Below are 14,591 nucleotides of genomic sequence, written 5' to 3'. Positions count from 1 at the left end.
CCCTCGTGTTCGTGTTCGACCGGTTGCGGCTGATGAGCGACTACGAGGCACCGACCCCCGTGTGGGCGCCCGCCTCCGTGGGGGCGTTCGTGCTCTCGCCCACCCACCTGGACCACCTGGGCCTGGACGAGACCCTGCGCACGGGGCTGCTGCGCTGGCAGCAGTACTTCGACGAGCACCACCCCGCCGACCTGTGCGGGTGGGACTCGCCGGGCTCGTGCGAGCGGTACGCCAGCGAGGGCGAGCGCCTGCGCGAGGAGCTGGAGCAGGCCCTGCCCGGCCTGCGCGTCGAGCTGGACCTCTGGCCCGTCCGCGCCGACGACTGACCCCGCCCCTCCCGCACCCCCTACCCTCGGTGATCAAGGAAGTTGCAACTTCCTTGATCACCGAGGGTGGGGGGCAGCGGGTGGATGGGGTGAGCGGGGTGAGCGGGGTGAGCGGGGACGAGGGACGCGCGTGGGTGCACCGGGCGGTGCGCCTGGTGGAGGCGGACGCCAACCGCAGCGCCGACACGCACCTGCGGGTGCTGCCGCTGCCGCCGTCGTGGGGCGTGCAGCTGTACCTGAAGGACGAGTCCACGCACCCCACCGGTTCGCTCAAGCACCGGCTGGCGCGCTCGCTGTTCCTCTTCGGCCTCGCCAACGGCGACATCGGTCCCGGCACCACGCTCGTGGAGGCCTCCAGCGGTTCCACCGCGGTGTCCGAGGCGTACTTCGCGCGGATGCTCGGCCTGGAGTTCGTGGCCGTCGTCCCGCGCAGCACCGCGACCGCCAAGCTGGACCTGATCCGCCACCACGGCGGGCGCCTGCACCTGGTGGACCGGCCCGGCGAGGTGTACGCCGTCGCCGAGGAGTTCGGCGCCCGGGACGGCTGGCACTACCTGGACCAGTTCGCGATGGCCTCCACCGTCACCGACTGGCGCGGCAACAACAACATCGCCTGCTCGATCTTCGGGCAGATGGCCCTGGAGGAGAACCCCGAGCCGGAGTGGATCGTCGTCGGTGCCGGCACCGGCGGCACCAGCGCCACGATCGGCCGCTACTGCCGCTACACGCGCCGGCGCACCCGCCTGGCCGTGGCGGACCCGGAGGGCTCGGCGTTCGAGCAGGCGTGGCGCACCGGTTCCCGCACCGTCACCGCACCGGGTTCGTCGATCGAGGGCATCGGCCGCCCGCGGGTGGAACCCTCGTTCGTGCCGGGCGTCATCGACCTGGTGGCCACCGTGCCGGACGCGCAGTCCGTGGCCGCGGTGCGGCTCCTGCACGAGCGCACCGGCATCCGGGCGGGCGCCTCCACCGGCACGAACCTCGTCCTCGCGCTGCGGCTGGTCCACGAGCTGCGCCGCGAGGGCCGCCCCGGCAGCGTCGTCACCCTCATCTGCGACGACGGTTCCCGCTACGCGGACACGTACTACGACGACGCGTGGGTCGCCGCGCGCGGCTGGGACGTGGCCGCGGCGCGCGAGCGGCTGGAACCGCTGTTCGGCGCGCCGTCCTGAGGTTCCGCACGCACCGCGCGCCGCTGCACCTTGATCTCGTACATCGCCGCGTCGGCCGCGGACAGCAGCGTGTCCAGGCCGATCCCGGAGGACATCGTCACCACCCCGACCGACAACCGGAGCTGGAACGGCTCGTCGCTGTCGGCGACGTGGCTGGCGAGGTTCGCCAGGATCCGCTCGCGCAGGGCGATGCCTGCGGGGGCGTCCACCAGCACGACGAACTCGTCCCCACCGGTGCGGGCGACGACGTCGTGCACGCGGGTGGAGCGGCGCAGGACGTCCGCGGCCCCCAGGACGGCGGCGTCGCCGGCGGCGTGGCCGTGGGTGTCGTTGATGCCCTTCATGTCGTCGATGTCGACACCGACGACGGTGACCTCGCCGGCGTGCTGGGCGCGCTGCAGCAGAGCCGGCGCGAGCACCTCCATGCCGCGGCGGTTGTAGACGCCGGTGAGCGCGTCGACGAGGGCGGCCCGCTGGGCCTCGGCGCGGGCACGCTCCAGGCGGGCGATCGTCCGCCGCCGCGAGACGAGTGAGACCGCGGACAGCACGGTGGAGGCGATCAGCCCGAACCCGAACACGGAGTACCCGTGCGCTCCCGGGGCGAGGGCGGCGGTGAGCCACCCGGCCCACGCCAGCGCCACCGTCAGCGCGTACCAGCGAACGCTCAGCAGGAGCATGCCGGCACCCCCGACGATCAGCAGGAGGTTCACCGACTCGCGCGGGTCCGCGCTGCCCACCAGCAGCAGCACGCTGTTCGCGAGCGGCACCAGCCCCACGAGGCCGGCGATCGCGTGGACCCGCCGGCCCAGCCGCTCACCGCGGCGCGAGACCAGGAGGGCGGAGCCGGCCAGGACCGCGGCGCTGGCGCCGAGGACCACCGGGATCCACGGGGCCGGGTTCTGCCCGCGGGCGGTCGCCACCAGCGACGCGGCCAGGTAGACGAGGTAGAGCACGGTCAGCCCGGCCCCGGCCAGGGGCAGCGCCCGGGTGGTCTCCCGGTCGAAGCTCCCGGGGACGTCGGCTTCCAGCCACACGTGCAGCGGCACGTCGCGCACGTCCCGCCCGGCCCTCCGGAAGCCCGTACCGGGCCCTGCTCCCCGCTCGCTCACGCCGGTCCCCCGTCCGTCCCCGCCAGGGCGGGCACCCGCCCCCGGTGGTGACGTCGGCGCCCGGCGCGCCGAGCGTGATCCGCCGATCGGGTGGCGGGCCGGCGCCGGGGTTCCCGGGCCCGGCGGCTCCTCAGCCCGCGGGTTCGGCGCCAGGGGTGTCCGCGGTGGCGGAGGAGGACGGGGAGGTGGGTGCCGTCGCGGTGGCGGTCGGCGTGGGTCTGGGCCGCACCGTGGCCGGGTCCGGCCCGCACACGACGCGGTTCTGCGCGTTGTACCTCGTCGTCCAGCTCTCGCGCTGCTCGGCGCCTCCGCCGACGGGCGTCATGACGCGGGTGACGGTGACGTCGAAACCGGTGTTCGACGACTGCGGGGAGCAGTTCGAGCTGGTGTCGTAGATCGTGCGGGGCGTGCGGATGTTGCGGCGGGCGCTCTTCAGCGCCTCGACCTCCCACCGCTTCGTGCCGTACATCGACACCGTCAGCTGGTTCCCGCTGATGCCGGCGGTGATGAACACCCCGTGGCCGGAGTCGTTGCGGAACCGGTTGTCGATGCTGCGCCAGTCGATCGTGGCCTCGCGGCCCTCGGGGTAGCGGGAGATGTAGAACGAGTGCGGCTTGTGCTCGATCTCGTCCAGGCCGGCGAAGAACACCGCGTTGAACAGCGTGGTGGACAGCTGCGAGACGCCGCCGCCGTAGTCCTCGACGAGGCGGCCGTTGGAGATGACGCCGGCGCGGTTGTAGCCGCGGGCGGGGGTGCGCTCGCCGACTGTGTCGTTCATGGAGAACTCCTCCCCCGGCCGCAGCAGGGTGCCGTCCACCGCCGCGGCGGCGATGCGGATGTTCTCGGTGCGGTCGCGGTCGGAGGTGAGCTTCGTGGTGAACGTGGAGATCCGCTCGACGATCCCCAGGCCGGCCAGCTCCTCGGTGCTCAGGGCGGGCGGTGCGGTCACGAGGCCCACCTCGGCGCGGCGCTCCGGCTGCGCGGGCGTGGACGCGGTCGCGGACGGCGTGCCCGGGGACGGGGTGCCCGTGGGCGGCGCCGGGGAGAGCGCGGCGACGACGGCGCCGGCCAGCGCGTCGGGCGGCACGTCGGTGCCCTCGACGGCGGGCACCACGCGCGGGACGTCGCCGTCGACCTCGATGCGGGCGTCCTGCGGGGCGGTCTCGAAGGCGGGGTCGGCGGCCAGGACGGCGGCCTCCAGGGCGGCGCCGTCGGCGACGAGCGCGGCGCGGCCGCCGACGGCGCGCACGGCGAGGGCGGGCGCGAAGGCGGGCGGGGCGAGGACGACCTCGCGGCCGCCGCCGGCGACGACGAGGTCGCCGTCGACGGCGGGCCGGGCGATCCGGTCGAGGGCGGCGGCGACGGCGCCGGCGTCCAGCTCGGGACGCACGACGCGCGCGGGGACCTCGACGGGGCCGTCGGCGGGCCAGGCGGCGGCGACGGCGTCGGCGGTGCGGGCGACGTCGAGGGTGCGCCCGGGGGCGGGGTCGGTGGGCACGGGCTCGACGGTCGCGGGGGCGCCGTCCGCGCCGAGGGTCACCTCGAAGGTGACGGCGCCCTGGACGGGGGCCTGCTCGACGGCGCCGGCCAGGGGCTGCAGCCCGGTGCGCAGGGCGTCGCGGTCGACGTCGGTGGCGGGGCGCTCGCTCTCGCCGCCGGTGAGGTGCCGCCACAGCTCGCGGGGGTCCCAGGCGGGGCCGGTGAGGGCGGCGGCGGTGGCGGGCACGTCGACGGCGAGCCCGGCGGCGGCCGGGTCGAGGGTGCCGTCGACGTCGCCGGCGGGGCTGGTGACGCGCACGGCGACGGGTTCGGCCTCGACGGCGGCGGCGGGGCCGGCGAGGGCGGCCTCGACGCCGGCCCGGTCGAGGCCGCCGACGTCGGTGCCGAGGACGGTGGTGCCGCGGGGGGCCTGCCCGCCGAGGGTGAGGGCGGCGGCCGCGTAGCCGCCGGTGAGGACGGCGGCGCCGGCGCCGAGGCCGACGAGGAGACGGGTGCGCCCGCGGTGCCCGCGGCGGCGGCCGCCCGCCGCGTCCTGCTGCGCCGGCCGGTCCTGGCGATCGTGCACGTGCTCGTCCCCCGCTCGCTGCGCGCGGCACCACGCCGCGCAACCCCCCGACCACCCTAAGCACCGCCCGGGGGTGCTCACGCCGGTTCGACCCGACCCGCACCGGTCCCGCGCAGCCGAGACGGAACGAATCGGATACGGAGTGCATCGAGCGCGGGTACCCTCGCCGCGTGACCACCGCCCCCGCGCCGCACCGGGCGCCCGGTGAGGGCCCGCGCCCCACCCGGCGCCGCGAGCAGACCCGCACCCGGCTGCTGGCCGCCGCCCTGGACCTGCTGGCCGAGCAGGGCCTGGCCCGCAGCAGCGTCGAGGGCGTCTGCGAGCGAGCCGGCTTCACCCGCGGCGCCTTCTACTCCAACTTCGCCAGCATGGACGACGTCGTGGCCGCCCTGTTCGCCCAGCAGGCCGCGCGCGTGCTGGAGCACGTGCGCTCCCGGCTGCCGCGCGCGGGCGAGACGACCGGCCTGCCCGACCTCGTCGCCCGCGTGCTGGAGCTGCTGCCCGTGGACCGCCAGTGGCTCGCCGTGCGGGCGGAGTTCTCCGCCCAGGCGCTGCGCAACCCCGCCGCCGCGCAGGTCCTCACCACCGCGCGCGAGGAGCTGCTGGCGCAGTTCGGGCCGCTGCTGGACGAGGGGCTCACCCGCGCCGGCCGCACGGCCACCGCGCCCGCCGCCGAGCTCGCCCGCGCCGTCCTCGCCGCGCACGAGGGCGCCACCTCCCCCGGCGCCTCCCCCGGCGCCGCGACCGGCGGCACCGGCCGCGCCTTCGAGGTGCGCCTGCTCACCGCCGTGCTCGAGGCGTTCTCCGCGCCGGCGAGCGTCCCCGGGGCGGCGCGGTGACCGGCCGCCACGTCGAGCTGGCCGTGCGCGCGCGGGGCCTGAGCCTGCGCAGCGGCGGCCGGGACGTCTTCACCGGCGTGGACGTCGACGTCCCCGTCGGCTCGATGCTCGTGGTGCGCGGGCGCACCGGCGGCGGCAAGACGTCGCTGCTGCTCACCCTGGCCGGGCGGATGCGGCCCACCGGCGGCGAGCTGCGCGTCCTCGGCCACGACCTGCCCGCGCACGCCCGCGCCGTGCGCCGGCGCGCCGCCCTCGGCGAGGTCCGCGGCGTCAACGACCTCGACGACGCCCTCACCGTCGAGCAGCACGTCGCCGAGCGCCTCGCGCTGCACCAGCCGTGGTGGCGCCCGTGGGTCGGCCGGGCGCAGGTGGACGAGCAGCTCGACCGCGTCGAACGGACCCTCGGCGGGGCCACCGGGACCGGCGCCGACGTGCCCGCGCTGCACCGGCGCGAGTTCGTCAGCGACGTCGACCCGCTGGAGCGCATGGCGCTGGGCGTCGTGCTCGCCCTCGCCGGCCGGCCCGACGTGCTCGTCGTCGACGACGTGGACTCCCTGCGGCGCGTGGAGGACCGCCGCCGCGCCTGGGCGGCGCTGACCGCGCTGCGCCGCTCCTCCACCGCACCGCTGACCGTCGTGGCCAGCTGCACCGACGACCCCGACCTGCCCCCCGGCGCCGACGCCGACACCCTCACCCTCGACCTCCAGGACGCCTGATGCCCGCCGCGCGCCGCCCCTCGCCGCCCCGCTTCTCCCTGCCCGGCCTGGAGCTGGCCCGCTTCCGGCGCGCCGTCATCACCCGGCTGGCGCTGCTGACCGTCGTGCTGGTGCCGCTCGTCTACGGCGGGCTGTACCTGTCCGCCAACCACGACCCGGTGGGCGAGCTGCGGGACCTGCGCGCCGCCGTCGTGGACGCCGACGAGCCCGTCACCGTCACCGGCCCCGACGGCACCGAGCGCACCCTCGACGCGGGCGACGACCTGGTCCGCACGCTCACCGGACCGGACGCCGACGCCGGCTTCACGTGGGAGCGCACCGGCGAGGCCGAGGCCGCCGCCGGCCTGGAGGACGGCACCTACGCCGCGGTGCTGCGGGTGCCGGAGGGCTTCTCCGCAGCGCTCGCCTCCGGCGGCGGGGACGACCCGCGGCGGGCGCGCCTGAGCGTGACCACCGACGACGCCCAGAACTACGTCCTGGGCCAGGTCGCGAACACGGTGGCCACCTCGATCCGCACCGAGGTCGCCACCGGGGTCACCGAGGACGTCCTGGAGAACGTCTACGTCGCCTTCACCTCGATCCACGACTCCCTCGGCGAGGCCGCCGACGGGGCCGGGGACCTGGCCGCCGGGGCGCGCAGCGCCGACGAGGGCGCCCAGCAGCTCGTCGTCGGCCTCGGCGACCTCCGCCGCGGCGCCGCCGGGCTCGCCGACGGCACCGGCGCCCTGCGCGCCGGGGCCGGCGACCTCGCCGACGGCACGGCCGTCCTCGCCGACGGGGCGGGCGAGGCCGCCGACGGCGCGGCCTCCCTCAGCGCCGGCCTGGAGCGGCTGCGCACCGGCACCGCGGACCTGCCCGCGCAGACCGACCGGCTCGCCGACGGCGCCGAGGCCGTCGCCGCCGGCGCCGCGCAGGTGGAGGCGGCCACCGGCGAGCTCGCGGCGGCCGCCGACCGGGTCGGCGAGCTGGGCGCCTCCGCCGAGGAGGCGCTGCCCGCCCTCGACGAGCTGGTCGAGCGCGCCCGCGCCCTCGCGGCGGCGAACCCCGACGACGCGGAGCTGGCCGCCGCCGTCGAGCGCCTGGAGCAGCTGCGCGACGCCCTGGCCGGCGCCGACCTGGCGGCCGCCGCCCAGCAGGTCGAGGACCGCGTCGACGGCCTCGCCGCCGGTGCGCGGGAGCTGTCCGCGGGCGCGGCGGGCGTCGCCGGAGGGGCGCGCTCGCTGGCGGACGCCGCCCCGGCCCTGCGCGACGGCGCGGCCGCCGCCGACGACGGCGCCGCCGGGCTGGCCGCCGGGACCGGGCGGGTGGCCGCCGGGGCCCGTTCCGCCGCCGACGGCGCCGCGGAGCTGGCCGCCGGGGCCGCGCGCGTCGACGACGGCGCCGGCGCCCTGGTGGGCGGTGCCTCGCAGGCCCGTTCGGGCGCCGGGGACCTCGCCGAGGGCACGGGTCAGCTCGCGCTGGGCGCCGGCACCCTGGCCGGGCAGCTGCGCGAGGGCCAGGAGGAGGTGCCCTCCCACGGCGAGGAGGACGCCGCGGAGCGCGCCGGGGTCGTCGCCGCCCCCGTCGAGGCCGAGCGGGTGCGCGAGAACGCCGTCCCCCACTACAGCGACGGGCTGGCGCCGCTGTTCGTCCCGGTCGCGCTGTGGGTGGGCGGCATGGTCACGTACATGGTGCTGCGGGCGGTCTCGCCGCGGGCGCTGGCCTCCACCGCCGGCTCGCTGCGCACCGCGCTCGCCGGCCTGCTGCCGGGCGCGGTGCTGGGCGTGCTGCAGGCGGTCGTGCTGATGACGGTGCTGCTGATCGCCGTCGGCATCGAGTCGCCCTCGCCCTTCGCCACGGTGGCGTTCACCGCGCTGGTGGCGGTGGCGTTCACGGCGCTGCACCAGGGCCTGAACGCGCTGCTGGGCGGCGTGGGCCGGCTGGTGGCGCTGGTGCTGCTGGTCCTGCAGCTCACCTCGGCGGGCGGCACCTACCCGGTGGCCACCTCCCCGGCGTTCTTCGGCGCCATCCACCCGTACCTGCCGATGACGTACGCCACCGACGGCCTGCGGCACCTCGTCGCCGGCGGCTCGGCGGGCGCGGTGCGGCTGGACGCGGCGGTGCTGGCGGCCTTCGCGGTGCTGGGGCTGGCGGTGACGGTGCTGGCCTGCCACCGCCGCCGCACCTGGACGGTGGCGGAGCTGCACCCCAGCCTCAGCCTCTGACGGGCTCCACCCCGGGAGCCCAGCGCGGGCGAGGCCGCCCGGGGCCGGTCAGTCCGGCGCGGTGAGCTGCCGGGGGAAGCACGCGTTGGCGCGCTCGCTCTCGGGCACGGCGGCGAACACGCTGTCGCACCAGGCCCGCACGTCGGCGGCGGCGGCGAACGGGCCGTCCGCGAACGTGGTCCAGTACGGGTTGCCGCGGGCGTCGACGGCGCGCTCGCCGAAGTCGGTGCTGGCGAGGACGAACACGTCGCCGCCGGCGATGCCGGAGGCGATGCGCCGGGTCTGGGCGAGGATGTCGGCGGCGTAGAAGGTGCTGCTGCCGTTGGCGGCGCGCTGGCCGGGGTCGGTGGTGCCGATGCTCTTGGCGGCCAGCTGAGCCACCCACTGGCCCTGCGGCGGGTGGTCGGCCAGGCCCCGGGCGCGCAGCCGGCGCAGGGTCGCGAGGGCCTCGGCGTCCGCGGCGGGCGTGGCTCCCACGGCGGGCGCGCCGCCGGTGGGGGTGGTGACGGGCGCGCTGGGCGCGGGTGCCGCGGCGAGGGCCCCGACGGGGGTGTCCGCGGCGCGCACGACGGGCACCAGGCGGCCGGTGCCGCTGAGGTTCTGCAGGGTCAGCAGCGCCAGCAGGACCAGGAGGACCACGCCCAGGGCGGCGCACAGGACCTGCAGCGCGCGGGCACCGCGGGGTGCGGTGGCGCGAACCTGCGACGTCGGTCCCGACACGACGGCGTCCTCCCCGGCTGCTGCGCTCGGTGCGCCTCCGGTCCGACGCACCCCGTCCGCGCCCGGTTCCCCGGGCGCCCACCCGCCCGTGCAGGATGCCCCCAGCCGGCCCGGAGCGCGCGCTGGAGCCTGTCGCGCACCCCGGGCCGGGGTGGTCGGGAGAGGTGACCGGCGAGGTGCCGGAGGGGCGGTGCGGGGGGGTGCGGGGCCGGTCAGAAGCCGGCGAGCACCTGCGTCCAGTACGGCCCGACGGGGCTGGCGGCCTCGGCGATCCCGACGTGGGTGAGGCGGCAGTCGAGGATGTTGGCGCGGTGGCCGGGGCTGGCCAGCCAGGCGTCGACGACCGAGGCGGCGTCGTAGCCGTAGGCGACGTTCTCGGCGGTGCGCCAGGGCCGCACGCCGTGGGCGGCCAGGCGCAGGCGCGGCGTGCTGCCGTCGGCGCCGACGTGGCTCATGCGGCGCCCGGCCGCCATCTCGGCGCTGTGGCCGGCGGCGGTGTCGGTCATGGCCTCAGCGACGGCCAGCGGGGCGCACCCGGCGGCGGTGCGCGCGTCGTTGGTGCGGTCCAGGACGAGCTGGGCGCCCGCGGGCAGCGGGGCGGGGGCGGTGGGGAGCAGCTCCTCGGCGGACGCGGGGGCGGCCGTGGTCAGGCCCAGCGCCAGGGCGGCGAGGGCGGTGGCGGCGAGCGTGGTGGTGCGCTGGCGGCGGGGGGACGTCGTCATGACCTCGACCCAACCAGGTCACAGGATCTCCACGAAACACCTGTGACCCAGGCCACAGAGCCGTGCGGTGGTGTCACGGCCCGTCGGCGCGCTCGCCGGCGGGCACCGGGTCCCCCACCGCACCCCCGTGCACGCGCACCCGCCCCTTGCCCGAGCGCTTCGCCGCGTACATGGCCTCGTCCGCCTCGTGCAGCAGCACCCGCACCGTGGACGTGCCGTCGCCGGTGCTCACGCCGATGCTCGCGCCGACCGCGGCGTCCAGGCTCGCGCCCGTCGTGCGCAGCCGCACCGGGGCGCGCAGCCGGTCCAGGACGCGCTCACCGACGGCCACCAGGTCCGCCTCCCCCACCGGCCCCGGGCACAGGACCGCGAACTCGTCCCCGCCCAGGCGCGCGACCGTGTCGCCCGGGCGCACGCAGCCGCGCAGCAGGCGCGCGACCTCGCGCAGCAGCGCGTCCCCGGCCTCGTGGCCGGCGGCGTCGTTGACGGCCTTGAACCCGTCGAGGTCCAGGTAGAGCACGCCGAGGCGCCCGCCGCCGCGGGCGGCGGACGCGATCGCCAGCTCCACGCGGTCCTGCAGCAGGGTCCGGTTCGCCAGGCCGGTGAGGGCGTCGTGCAGCGCCTGGTGGGCGAGGCGCCGCTCGGCCGCCAGCTGGGCGGTGATGTCCGTGGCCATGCTGGTGTAGCCGGTCAGCCGGCCGTCACCGTCGCGCATGGCCGCGCACGTCAGGCTCACCGCGACGGGGCTGCCGTCACCGCGCAGGTAGCGGCACCGCACGGTCACCGGGCCGGCCGCCTCCGCGTGGCGGAACAGCTCCGCGGCACCGGCGACGCCCAGCTGCCGGGCCACCTCCTCCAGGTCCGCCGGATCGTGCAGGTCGAGGACCTCGCTCCCGAGGACCTCCTCGGCCGTGCGGCCCAGCATCCGCTCGGCCCCCTCGTTGAACAGGGTGATCCGCCCGGTGGTGTCGACGGCGACGATCGCGTGCTCGGTGGCGGCGTCCAGCACCGCGGCGAACAGGTCGTGGGCGCGGGCGACCTCGTCGGCCGCCGCGCGCACCTCGGTGACGTCGTGCAGGGCCGCGACGGCCCCGCCGCTCCAGGGGGCGCCCGGCGCCACCGGCAGCGGGCGGGCGCTGACGCTCACGAGACGGCCGGCCGGGTGGGCCGGGGTCACCAGACGCCCCTCCGCCCCGTCGACGTCGTGCCCGCGCAGGGCCCGCGCGACCGGCAGGTCCTCGCGCGCGACCCGCGTGCCGTCGCCGCCGAAGAAGCCGTTCTCCGAGTCGGGTTCGGCCATGCCGGGGACGTCCAGGTCGCCGAACAGGGCCTCGGCCGCCGGGTTGCGCAGCAGCAGGTTCCCGCGGGCGTCCAGCACGGCCACCGCGTCGCTGATGGAGGCGAACACCGCCGTCAGCAGGTCGGCCTGCTCGCGGGCCCGGCGCGCGTTGCGCTGGTTCTCGGCGCGGAACAGGGCGATGACGAGCGCGGTGAGGGCGACCGTCCCCACGTACGCCGCGGCCGTCAGGACCTGGACGTCGTGCGGGAACGCCGTCCACGGGTGGTGGCCCACCCGGACGGCGACGACCACGGCGCTCGCGGCGACGACCAGGTGCGCGGTCACCGCCCGCAGCGACTCGCGCAGCGCCATCCACACGAGGACGGGCAGCAGGCTGAGCACGGCAGCGGCCTCGGGCAGGACCCAGAACGACAGCGCGTAGACCAGCGCGAGCGCCAGCGCGATGCCGCAGCGCTCCAGCGTCGAGGCGTCCCGGCGCTCGCCGGTCGGCCGGCCCCCCAGCTGCAGGACGACCGCCACCACGAGGAAGGCGCTCACGGAGGCGTGCAGCAGCCACTGCGGGCCGTCGGGGGGCGTCAACCGGCCGGGGAGGAGGGCGAAGGCGAGCAGGGCGAGCGGGGTGGACGCGACCGCCCCGGTCCCGGCGCCGGCGGCGAGGACCAGCAGGTCCCGGGCGGCGCGCAACTCCAGGCCGGACGGCCGCAGCACCCGGTAGGCCCGGGCGCTGGCGCCGCCGAGCACGGCGTGGGCGACGGCGAGCACGCACGCGCCCGCCACCGGCAGGCCGGTGGCGTGCAGGGCGCCCGTCGCGACGGCGACGAGCGCGCCCGCGTCGAGCGCCCGCGCGCGGCGCCCGGGCGATCCCGCCAGCCACAGCACCGCCACAGCCGGCAGCGGCGCCAGCACCGGCAGGGTGTCGGGGAACTTGGCGACGTGCCCGGCGAGGACCGCCAGCACCGCGAGGGCGGCGAAGACGGCGCGGCGCAACCACGGGTGACGGCCCAGGACGGCGGGCTCGCCCACGGGCGCGACCAGGGGTCGCGCGGTGCTCAGGGCGACCACCTCCCGACCGTGCCCGTCGGGGCGCACCGCACGTCGGTGCACCACGCCACGGGATCGGCCGGGAGGCGGCCCGCCTTGAGCGGGTCAGCCCTTGGAGCTGAACGCGGCGTCGAACGCCGCGGCCGGGGGCTGGAACAGCTCGCCGAGGCGGCGCACGAAGGCCAGGGCGTCCGGGGCGCCGCGCAGGCGGTCCACGCCGGCGTCCTCCCACTCCACGCTGGTGGGGCCCTGGTAGCCGATGTTGTTCAGCTCGCGGAAGATCAGCTCCCACGGCACGTCGCCGTGCCCGACGGAGGTGAAGTCCCAGCCGCGGCGGGAGTCCGCCCACGGCAGGTGCGAGCCGAGCCGCCCGGCGCGGCCGTCGAGCTGCTTGCGCGAGTCCTTGCAGTGCACGTGGTAGATCCGGTCGGCGAAGTCGCGCAGGAACCCGACCGTGTCCAGGTCCTGCCACACGAAGTGGCTGGGGTCGAAGTTCAGCCCGAACGCCTCGCGGTGCCCGATGGCCTCCAGCGCCCGCTTCGTCGTCCAGTAGTCGTAGGCGATCTCGGACGGGTGCACCTCGTGGGCGAACTTCACGCCCACCTCGTCGAAGACGTCGAGGATGGGGTTCCAGCGGTCGGCGAAGTCCTGGTAGCCGCGCTCCACCATCGACTCCGGGGTGGGCGGGAACATCGCCACCGTGTGCCAGATCGAGGACCCGGTGAACCCGGTGACGGTCTTCACGCCGAGCTTCGCGGCCGTGCGGGCGGTGTCCTTGACGTACTCCGCGGCGCGCTGCCGCACGCCCTCGGGGTCGCCGTCGCCCCACACGGCCTCGGACACGATGTCCTTGTGGCGCTCGTCGATGAGGTCGCACACGGCCTGCCCGGCCAGGTGGCAGGAGATCGTCCACACCTTCAGGCCGTGCTTGTCCAGCACGGCCTTCTTCTCGGCGATGTAGTCGTCGTCGCGGGCACCGCGGGTGGAGTCCAGGTGGTCGCCCCAGGTGGCGATCTCCAGCCCGTCGAACCCCCACTCGGAGGCGAGCCGGCACACCTCCTCGAAGGGCAGGTCGGCCCACTGGCCGGTGAACAGGGTCACGGGACGAGGCATCGTCGTCTCCTCAGATCTCGGTGTAGGCGGACGCGTTGTCGGCGCTGCGCTGCACGGCTTCGAGCACCTTCTGCACCTGCAGCCCGTCGGCGAAGGACGGCGACGGGTCGCGCTCGTCGGCGATCGCGCCGAGGAACTCCTGCAGCTCGTGCACGAACGGGTGGTCGTAGCCCAGGCCGTGCCCGGCCGGCCACCAGTTCGCCACGCCCGGGTGCTCCGGCTCGGTGGCCAGGATGCGGCGGAAGCCGTTCTCCGCGTCGGGCAGGTCGCCGTCGAAGAACCACAGCTCGTTCATCGACTCGAAGTCGAACGCGAGCGAACCGCGCGAGCCGTTGACCTCGATGCGCATGCCGTTCTTGCGGCCCAGCGCCATGCGGGTCGCCTCGAACGTCATCAGCGCCCCGCCGTCACCGCGGCCGAAGAAGACCGCCGCGTCGTCCACGGTGACCTCGCCGCGCTCGGTGGAGGCCTCGGCACCCAGGCCGGTGTTCTGCCCGGTGCGGGCCGCCTCCAGCGGGCGGGTCTTGACGAACGTCTCCAGCGTGCCGTTGACGCCCACCAGCTTCTGGCCGGTGATGAACTGGGCGGCGTCGACGATGTGCGAGCCGATGTCGCCCAGCGCGCCGGCGCCGGAGCGGTCCTTCTGCAGGCGCCACGTCAGCGGGAACTCGGGGTCCACGATCCAGTCCTGCAGGTACAGCGCGCGCACCTGCCGGACCTCGCCGAGGCGCCCCTGGGCGACCAGCTGCTGCGCCAGGCCGATCGCGGGCACCTTGCGGTAGTTGAAGGCCACCATGCTGCGCACGCCGCGGGCGGAGGCGGCCTGCGCAGCCTCGGTCATCCGCTGCGCCTCCTCGACGGTCTTGGCCAGGGGCTTCTCGCAGATGACGTGCTTGCCCGCCTCCAGGGCGGCGATCGCGATCTCGGCGTGGCTGTCGCCGGGGGTGAGCACGTCGATGACGTGCACGTCGTCGCGCTCCAGCAGGGAGCGCCAGTCGTCCACGCCCTCCTCCCAGCCGAACTGGCGGGCCGCGGCGGTGGCGCGGCCGGCGTCGCGGCCGGCCAGGGCGACGCGGCGGGTGCGGAAGCGGGGCTCGCCGACGTGGTCGACGCTGCGCCAGGCGTGGGAGTGGACGGCGCCCATGAAGGAGTGGCCGACGACGGCCACACCCAGCTCGGGCAGTTCGTGCGTTCCGGGATCGGACACTGAAGGACCTCCTCGTCGTCGCGGCGATCGTACTGATCCGGTTCAGCTCCGGGAACA

General features: G+C 76.9%; 12 protein-coding genes. 5 read left to right on the top strand and 7 right to left on the bottom strand.

Going from position 1 to position 14,591, the window contains the following annotated elements; translation table 11 throughout:
* Positions 1–11: 11 nt before the first annotated feature.
* Together V9U69_RS12680 and V9U69_RS12675 are read left to right on the top strand one after the other, a co-directional pair.
* Positions 12–326 (top strand): hypothetical protein, encoded by a 315-nt coding sequence (locus tag V9U69_RS12680; protein ID WP_337062183.1) that lies wholly within the window; start codon positions 12–14, stop codon positions 324–326.
* 107 nt (positions 327–433) lie between these two features.
* A complete protein-coding gene (locus tag V9U69_RS12675; protein ID WP_337062182.1) occupies positions 434–1,498 on the top strand; it encodes a PLP-dependent cysteine synthase family protein in 1,065 nt (354 codons plus the stop codon).
* On the opposite strand, the gene V9U69_RS12670 is transcribed toward V9U69_RS12675, so the two are convergent.
* Together V9U69_RS12670 and V9U69_RS12665 are read right to left on the bottom strand one after the other, a co-directional pair.
* The gene (locus V9U69_RS12670; protein ID WP_337062181.1) at positions 1,411–2,544 is read right to left on the bottom strand and encodes a GGDEF domain-containing protein; all 1,134 of its coding nucleotides are present in this window, start codon (positions 2,542–2,544) and stop codon (positions 1,411–1,413) included. The genes V9U69_RS12675 and V9U69_RS12670 overlap by 88 nt on opposite strands.
* A 193-nt stretch (positions 2,545–2,737) precedes the next feature.
* Entirely contained in the window at positions 2,738–4,672 is a 1,935-nt protein-coding gene (locus V9U69_RS12665; RefSeq protein WP_337062180.1) for a VanW family protein, read from the bottom strand.
* Positions 4,673–4,842: 170 nt separating this feature from the next.
* Here V9U69_RS12665 and V9U69_RS12660 point away from each other — a divergent pair, with 170 nt between their 5' ends.
* From V9U69_RS12660 to V9U69_RS12650, 3 genes are read left to right on the top strand one after another with little or no spacing between them, the layout of a single operon-like run.
* Complete coding sequence (locus tag V9U69_RS12660; protein ID WP_337062179.1) at positions 4,843–5,511, top strand: TetR/AcrR family transcriptional regulator; 669 nt, start codon at positions 4,843–4,845, stop codon at positions 5,509–5,511.
* On the top strand, positions 5,508–6,227 hold the full coding sequence (locus V9U69_RS12655; RefSeq protein ID WP_337062178.1) for an ATP-binding cassette domain-containing protein: 720 nt from the start codon (positions 5,508–5,510) through the stop codon (positions 6,225–6,227). Before V9U69_RS12660 ends, V9U69_RS12655 begins: the two co-directional genes overlap by 4 nt.
* Entirely contained in the window at positions 6,227–8,431 is a 2,205-nt protein-coding gene (locus V9U69_RS12650) for a YhgE/Pip domain-containing protein (RefSeq protein ID WP_337062177.1), read from the top strand. The genes V9U69_RS12655 and V9U69_RS12650 overlap by 1 nt, the downstream gene beginning before the upstream one ends.
* Before the next feature lie 48 nt (positions 8,432–8,479).
* On the opposite strand, the gene V9U69_RS12645 is transcribed toward V9U69_RS12650, so the two are convergent.
* The 5 genes from V9U69_RS12645 to V9U69_RS12625 all read right to left on the bottom strand — a co-directional run bounded on the left by V9U69_RS12645 (position 8,480) and on the right by V9U69_RS12625 (position 14,534).
* Positions 8,480–9,151 (bottom strand): hypothetical protein, encoded by a 672-nt coding sequence (locus tag V9U69_RS12645; protein WP_337062176.1) that lies wholly within the window; start codon positions 9,149–9,151, stop codon positions 8,480–8,482.
* 212 nt (positions 9,152–9,363) lie between these two features.
* Complete coding sequence (locus V9U69_RS12640) at positions 9,364–9,873, bottom strand: CAP domain-containing protein (protein WP_337062175.1); 510 nt, start codon at positions 9,871–9,873, stop codon at positions 9,364–9,366.
* A gap of 73 nt (positions 9,874–9,946) precedes the next feature.
* A complete protein-coding gene (locus V9U69_RS12635; protein ID WP_337062174.1) occupies positions 9,947–12,235 on the bottom strand; it encodes a diguanylate cyclase domain-containing protein in 2,289 nt (762 codons plus the stop codon).
* Between the two features lie 84 nt (positions 12,236–12,319).
* Entirely contained in the window at positions 12,320–13,327 is a 1,008-nt protein-coding gene (locus V9U69_RS12630; protein WP_337062173.1) for a sugar phosphate isomerase/epimerase family protein, read from the bottom strand.
* A 10-nt stretch (positions 13,328–13,337) separates the two neighbouring features.
* Positions 13,338–14,534, bottom strand: coding sequence for a Gfo/Idh/MocA family protein (locus V9U69_RS12625; protein WP_337062172.1), 1,197 nt, complete (start codon positions 14,532–14,534; stop codon positions 13,338–13,340).
* Positions 14,535–14,591 lie beyond the last annotated feature (57 nt).

Origin of the sequence: Kineococcus sp. G2, from assembly GCF_037154035.1 — a bacterium.
Taxonomy (GTDB): Bacteria; Actinomycetota; Actinomycetes; order Actinomycetales; family Kineococcaceae; genus Kineococcus.
The sequence above is the reverse complement of the archived record's forward strand: the minus strand, read 5'-3'. Positions and strand labels throughout refer to the sequence as shown.

Excerpts from the sequence above, each read along its gene's own strand:
- V9U69_RS12650 (WP_337062177.1), top strand. The coding sequence starts at position 6,227 with ATGCCCGCCGCGCGCCGCCCCTCGCCGCCCCGCTTCTCCCTGCCCGGC.
- V9U69_RS12640 (WP_337062175.1), bottom strand. The coding sequence starts at position 9,873 with ATGACGACGTCCCCCCGCCGCCAGCGCACCACCACGCTCGCCGCCACC.
- V9U69_RS12630 (WP_337062173.1), bottom strand. The coding sequence starts at position 13,327 with ATGCCTCGTCCCGTGACCCTGTTCACCGGCCAGTGGGCCGACCTGCCC.